Below are 5647 nucleotides of genomic sequence, written 5' to 3'. Positions count from 1 at the left end.
CATCATTTTGCTAATAATTTAGTTAAATTGGGCTTTGATTGTGTGGTGGCTGTTCCTAGAAATAAATATACTGTTTCTCAAGTGGGAGAACATTTAACACATTTGTATTCTGTGACAGAATATGGTGAATTTTATCGGCTGAATAAATTATTTAAAAATCAGCAAGGTCCGGATGTAGTTCATGTTTGGACTCCGAGAGAAGTTACGCGAAATTATTGTCATAAACTCCGGAAAGCTTATGATTTTAAATTAGTAATTCACTTGGAAGATAATGAAGAATATGTCCTAGAAAAATATTTAAACAAACCTTTTAAAGAAATAGCTAATGCTAATGGAACTCTGGCAATTCCAGATAATGTTTCTCATCCCCAGAAATATCGGGAGTTTCTAGCAAGTGCCGATGGAGTAACAGTAATTATTGAAAGGTTAAAAGAATTTGTGCCGAATCATGTGCCGAGTTTAGTTTTATGGCCTGGTGTAGAAACCGAGTATTTTTATCCCAGAAATCCTAATCCAGAAATAGTAAAAAGGTTTAATATTCCTGAAAATACTTTAGTTTTTTCCTACACCGGAAATGTTCATGCTGCTAATACTCATGAAGTGAGAAGTTTGTATTTAGCTGTAGCAATGTTGAACCGAGAAGGTAAACCTGCAGTGTTAGTTAGAACAGGTAGAGATTTCTGTAATTTTTTGGGGGATGATGATAATTGGGCGCGGAAATATGCCATTGAATTAGGATATGTAGACAGGAGTTTAATGCCAGAAATTTTGGCTTTAGCAGATGTGTTAATTCAACCAGGTAGACCAGATAAATTTAATGATTATCGTTTTCCCTGTAAATTACCCGAATTTTTGGCAATGGGTAAACCTGTAATTTTGCCTGGGACTAATATTGGTTTGGTGATGGAAAACGAGAAAGATGCTTTGGTTTTGCCTATGGTTGATGCAGTGAATATTGTTGAATCGGTGGGTAAGTTGTTTGAGGATAACTCTCTATCTGAAAAGTTAGGTCAAGGTGCAATTAATTTTGCTAAAGCTCATCTAAATTGGCAGAAAAATACAGGATTATTGAAATCTTTTTATCGAGAGATTGAGTAGTTATGTGTGGCAGAAGGAAGAAGGAAAAGGGAAGAAAGAAGAGGGAAAAATATTGCTTTGCCTAAGTTTTAGCTATTGAATCTGTCGAGGCCATTTCTTTTGAATGCCAGATTATGGAAAGCCTCAAATGTTAATTTATAGCTTTCTCTCTATTATACCAAGGGTGAAAAAAGAATGTTACAAATAAACTGGCTAGTAAATAATTAATAATTTACCTAACACCTACCGCTTACCACCTACCGCTTACCACCTAACACCTAGAAAGTTATTTGTAGCAAAAATTTATCAATAATAGAAAATCAGATCAATTATCGTAGATAAATCATCAATTATTTCCCTCTACTCTGTACGAACGTTGCATGCAACGTCCCTACTACTCCCTACTTCCTCTTTTCCGGAGAGGTCTATTTTAGATTCGTCCTCTGATTCAATTATGCCAACTGGGCAATAAGTTTAATATTATTAAAAATTAACTACTCTAATATTGTGCAGCGGAAACTTAAGGTTTCTTGGTCAAAAAATATAGTAGATACAGTAAAAATTAAAATTTTTTGATACAAAAATTGCTTATAGAAAACTTAAGGTGAGGAGCAAAACAGGCAAAAATCCCATCGCTATTCCATTTCTGTTGGTTTAAGTAGTAACTCTACTCCCTCTAATATTTTTTCTACTCTCTCCGGCGAAAGAGTACCTATTTTATCTGTCAATTTTGTTTTTTCTACTGTGAAAATCTGGGATATATTCACAACTGTTTGATCTGGTAAATTTGCCTCACCTACTGCCAAAACAATATTACCAGGAACAGCAGCAAGCTTGAGATTAGAACTTAAACTACAAACAACCACAGTCTTAATCAAACTAAAATTAAAAACATTGTTTTGAATTACAACATGAGGATGTTTGTAAGTACCTTGAGAACCCGATGGTTCATCTAATTCAATCCAGAATATATCACCTTGATTAATTAGCACTCGTCCTCTATTATACTCCTATGATGTCCACTAATACTGCCTATTGATGTTGATGCTTCTGTATCAGAAACATCCTCATAAGCAGCATTTATTTTTTCTAGCAATAGTCGATTTTGATGCCGACGAATAAACTCTTCTAGAGCGATCGCTATTAAACGACTTCTAGATATTTTCATTTCTGCTGCTAGTGCTTCAGCTTGTTCAAACAGATACTCTTGTAATGAAATTGCAGTTTTGACAGTGGCCATATAATTATAATTTAACTTTTATGTTAGTATAATCACAGGTTATATTGTTGTCAATACTTATTCAAAAAGGTCTCGCCTCTAGAATTTATTGAGACATTTAAGTCCTCCTTAATACTGAGAGACAAAATCATTCTATATTCTAGATTTAATTTGGAGTCAATTTGTTTCAAATAATTCCAGAGAAAATCTTAAATTCAGGAAAAATCTAAAATCTAATATTGAAGAGGGCAGGGGGCAGAAGGAAAAATTGCTTGGGTTTGAACTTTCATCGAATTACAGGAAGTGTCAAAATATCTAGTATTTCAGCCTTCATAGAAAAAAGGCAAGAAGTTCTATGTGTCTAATCACAGAATCTTCAATTTCAGCCACTCTATAACTTCTGCTATTGAAGTAAATATTTTATTTCTACTAAATAATATAAAGTAACCATACTATGGAAACCTTTCTGACTTTACTTTACGAGACTACTCAATATGCAAATACCATAGTTAAGACTCAGCTCACACATCTAAGTTGGGTCAGTTTGATAATTATATTTGTAGCTGGTTTACTTACCAGTTTGACACCCTGTATGCTTTCTATGTTACCAATAACTATTGGTTATATTGGCGGATATGAAGCCCAGAATCGTCTCCAAGCTGCTGCTCAATCTACTTGGTTTTCTTTAGGATTAGCTACAACTCTTGCTAGTTTAGGAATTGTAGCATCATTACTGGGAAAAGTATATGGTCAAGTAGGTATAGGATTGCCAATTATTGTTAGTATAGTTGCTATTTTAATGGGTCTCAATTTACTAGAAGCATTACCATTACCTATGCCTTCTTTTGACAGTATGGGATGGATCTCTCAAGATTTACCTAAAGGAATACGTTCATATTTATTAGGTTTAACATTTGGTTTAATTGCATCTCCCTGTAGCACTCCCGTATTAGCAACATTATTAGCTTGGGTTTCTACAACTGGAGACTTGATTTTAGGAGGGGTTTTATTGTTATTTTATGCTTTTGGTTATGTAATGCCTTTGATATTAGCAGGTGCTTTTATAGCTAATATTAAAAACTTTTTAGAACTGCGAAAATGGTCTAGTTGGATTACACCTGCTAGTGGTATTTTATTAGTTGGTTTTGGTGTATTTTCACTGTTATTTAGAATAGTACCAGTAACTTAAAGAAGCAGTCAGCAGTCAGCGGTCAGCAATCAGCAGATTTTTTTTGAGACCCCCTCGTTTGTGTGAGTATTCCGGAACGGAAAGGAGATTTCAACTCCTCCGAGGGCCATCGGATTGATAAGAAGCTGGGTATTTTTACCTGGAGCTACTAAAAAGCTGTTAACGCATTTCCTCCTAAGGAGGCTAGCTGATAGCTAGTAAAAAAAAGGTAGTCTGATAGAGAGTCGTAATTTATGGTTGAGGCAACGAATAAAAAACAGTCAAAATAGGTGAAAAATATGCTTAAAAGTTTATACAGTAATGGTTTGACCTTGAATTAACTATTTTTTAGATATATCTAGTAGTGTGTCTAGCTTTAAAATATGAGTAAAGCAATTGTGGTAGAAGGCAGTAAATTCAATATTATCGGGCTGTATTTACCCACAATTTTAGTCTGGACGAGCTACTAGGTTTTCCTAGGTCATGCTACACAAACAGCCATTTTTAGAATTTTTAGGTATTTCCCTTGCTAATACAGAATTTAAAGTCATTTTCGGTCTCAAAAATCTCAAAGTACTGTTATGACGAATGATTGAGAATTGCTGTACTTGAATTTTTAGAGGGAATATTAATACTTGTAGACCACAATTAAAAAATATTTAAAGCTGATAGGAATTAAATTAATGGATGCTAAAGATTCAAGATTAGGCTGGACGTTCAATCCTCTCAAAATATTTAGAAGAGAAATATTGCCATTATTGGCTGATTTAAGGTTAGCGATCGCTCTACTATTAGTAATTGCTATAAGTAGCATTTCTGGCACAGTTATAGAACAAGGTGAATCAATAAATTTTTATCAGGAAAATTATCCAGAAAAGCCAGCATTATTTGGATTTTTGACTTGGAAAGTAATTTTGTTATTAGAGTTAGACCATGTCTACCGTACTTGGTGGTTTTTATCAATATTAATTTTGTTTGGAGCAAGTTTAACAGCTTGTACTTTTACGCGACAAATGCCAGCCCTAAAGTCTGCTAATCGCTGGAAATTCTATAATAAAAAGCAACAATTTGAGAACTTAGCATTAAGTACAGAAATAGAAACAGCTTCTCTAGATTCTCTAGAAAAAATATTACAGCAACGTGGTTATCAGGTATTTCAAGAAGGAGATAAACTTTATGGTCGGAAAGGAATTATTGGTAAAATTGGCCCTATAATAGTTCATGCTAGTATGTTGATTATTTTAGCTGGGTCAATAATTGGTTCAATGACCGGATTTATCGGTCAAGAAATAGTGCCGAGTGGAGAAACATTTCGAATTAAAAATATTGTGGATGCCGGAATTTTTGCCGAATCACAAATTCCTCAAGATTGGTTAGTGCGGGTAAATCGTTTCTGGATTGACTATACTCCAGAAGGAGCAATTGACCAGTTTTATTCAGATCTATCAGTGTTAGATAAAAATGGCTCCGAAGTTGATCGGAAAACTATATTTGTCAATCAACCTATGAGATATCATGGGGTGACAATGTATCAGGCAGATTGGGGGATCGCTGCAGTTCAAGTCAGAATTAATAGAAGCCCTGTTTTTGAGTTACCAATGGCCAAGTTAAATACGGCTGGAGGGGGCAGAATTTGGGGAACTTGGATTCCGACTAAACCAGATTTGAGTGAGGGTGTATCTTTACTGGCAAGAGATTTACAAGGAACTGTATTAATTTATGATGCTACTGGTAAATTAGTTGGTAGTGTGCGGGAAGGAATGTCTACAGAAGTTAATGGGGTAACGTTATTTGTTGACAAGATTATAGGTAGTACGGGTTTACAAATAAAGGCTGACCCTGGAATTCCGATTGTTTATTTAGGTTTTGGTTTATTGATGTTGAGTGTGTTGATGAGTTATGTTTCTCACTCGCAAATTTGGGCTTGGCAAGAGAGCGAGCGGGTTTATATTGGGGGTAAAACTAATCGTGCTAGTGTGGCCTTTGAACGGGAAATGTTGGAAATTTTAGATAGATTAGATATTGAATCATCAAAAAACGATAGTCATCTATCTCCTGTTTCTAGCATTAAGACGGAACACCAGATATGATTTAACACTCTCATTTTATAGCAATCCTAAATGATTTGTTTGACATCCTCCCCGGCCTGAAGGCACGGGGATTCCTACCGAGCCGTAGCTCCT

Annotated in this window: 5 protein-coding genes; 3 read left to right on the top strand and 2 right to left on the bottom strand. The window is 34.9% G+C overall.

Features of this window, described 5'->3' with window-relative positions; genetic code table 11:
- A partial coding sequence (locus AC3DU7_RS23405; protein WP_488041701.1) for a glycosyltransferase occupies window positions 1-1098 on the top strand: 1098 nt, incomplete at its 5' end.
- A gap of 614 nt (window positions 1099-1712) precedes the next feature.
- On the opposite strand, the gene AC3DU7_RS23400 is transcribed toward AC3DU7_RS23405, so the two are convergent.
- Window positions 1713-2069, bottom strand: coding sequence for a type II toxin-antitoxin system PemK/MazF family toxin (locus AC3DU7_RS23400; protein WP_488041700.1), 357 nt, complete (start codon window positions 2067-2069; stop codon window positions 1713-1715).
- Window positions 2063-2317, bottom strand: a complete 255-nt coding sequence (locus AC3DU7_RS23395) for a hypothetical protein (protein ID WP_488041699.1) — start codon at window positions 2315-2317, stop codon at window positions 2063-2065. Before AC3DU7_RS23395 ends, AC3DU7_RS23400 begins: the two co-directional genes overlap by 7 nt.
- A 433-nt stretch (window positions 2318-2750) precedes the next feature.
- Here AC3DU7_RS23395 and AC3DU7_RS23390 point away from each other — a divergent pair, with 433 nt between their 5' ends.
- Together AC3DU7_RS23390 and AC3DU7_RS23385 are read left to right on the top strand one after the other, a co-directional pair.
- Window positions 2751-3485: a cytochrome c biogenesis protein CcdA gene (locus tag AC3DU7_RS23390; protein WP_488041698.1), complete on the top strand. Its 735-nt coding sequence runs from the start codon at window positions 2751-2753 to the stop codon at window positions 3483-3485.
- Window positions 3486-4147: 662 nt separating this feature from the next.
- The gene (locus AC3DU7_RS23385; protein ID WP_488041697.1) at window positions 4148-5554 is read left to right on the top strand and encodes a cytochrome c biogenesis protein; all 1407 of its coding nucleotides are present in this window, start codon (window positions 4148-4150) and stop codon (window positions 5552-5554) included.
- The last annotated feature ends 93 nt before the right edge of the window (window positions 5555-5647 follow it).

The organism is Okeania sp., from assembly GCF_983059655.1.
The sequence above is the reverse complement of the archived record's forward strand: the minus strand, read 5'-3'. Positions and strand labels throughout refer to the sequence as shown.

Bases quoted from the DNA above. Each gene is read 5' to 3' on its own strand.
- AC3DU7_RS23395 (WP_488041699.1), bottom strand. From the start codon at position 2,317: ATGGCCACTGTCAAAACTGCAATTTCATTACAAGAGTATCTGTTTGAA.
- AC3DU7_RS23385 (WP_488041697.1), top strand. From the start codon at position 4,148: ATGGATGCTAAAGATTCAAGATTAGGCTGGACGTTCAATCCTCTCAAA.
- AC3DU7_RS23390 (WP_488041698.1), top strand. From the start codon at position 2,751: ATGGAAACCTTTCTGACTTTACTTTACGAGACTACTCAATATGCAAAT.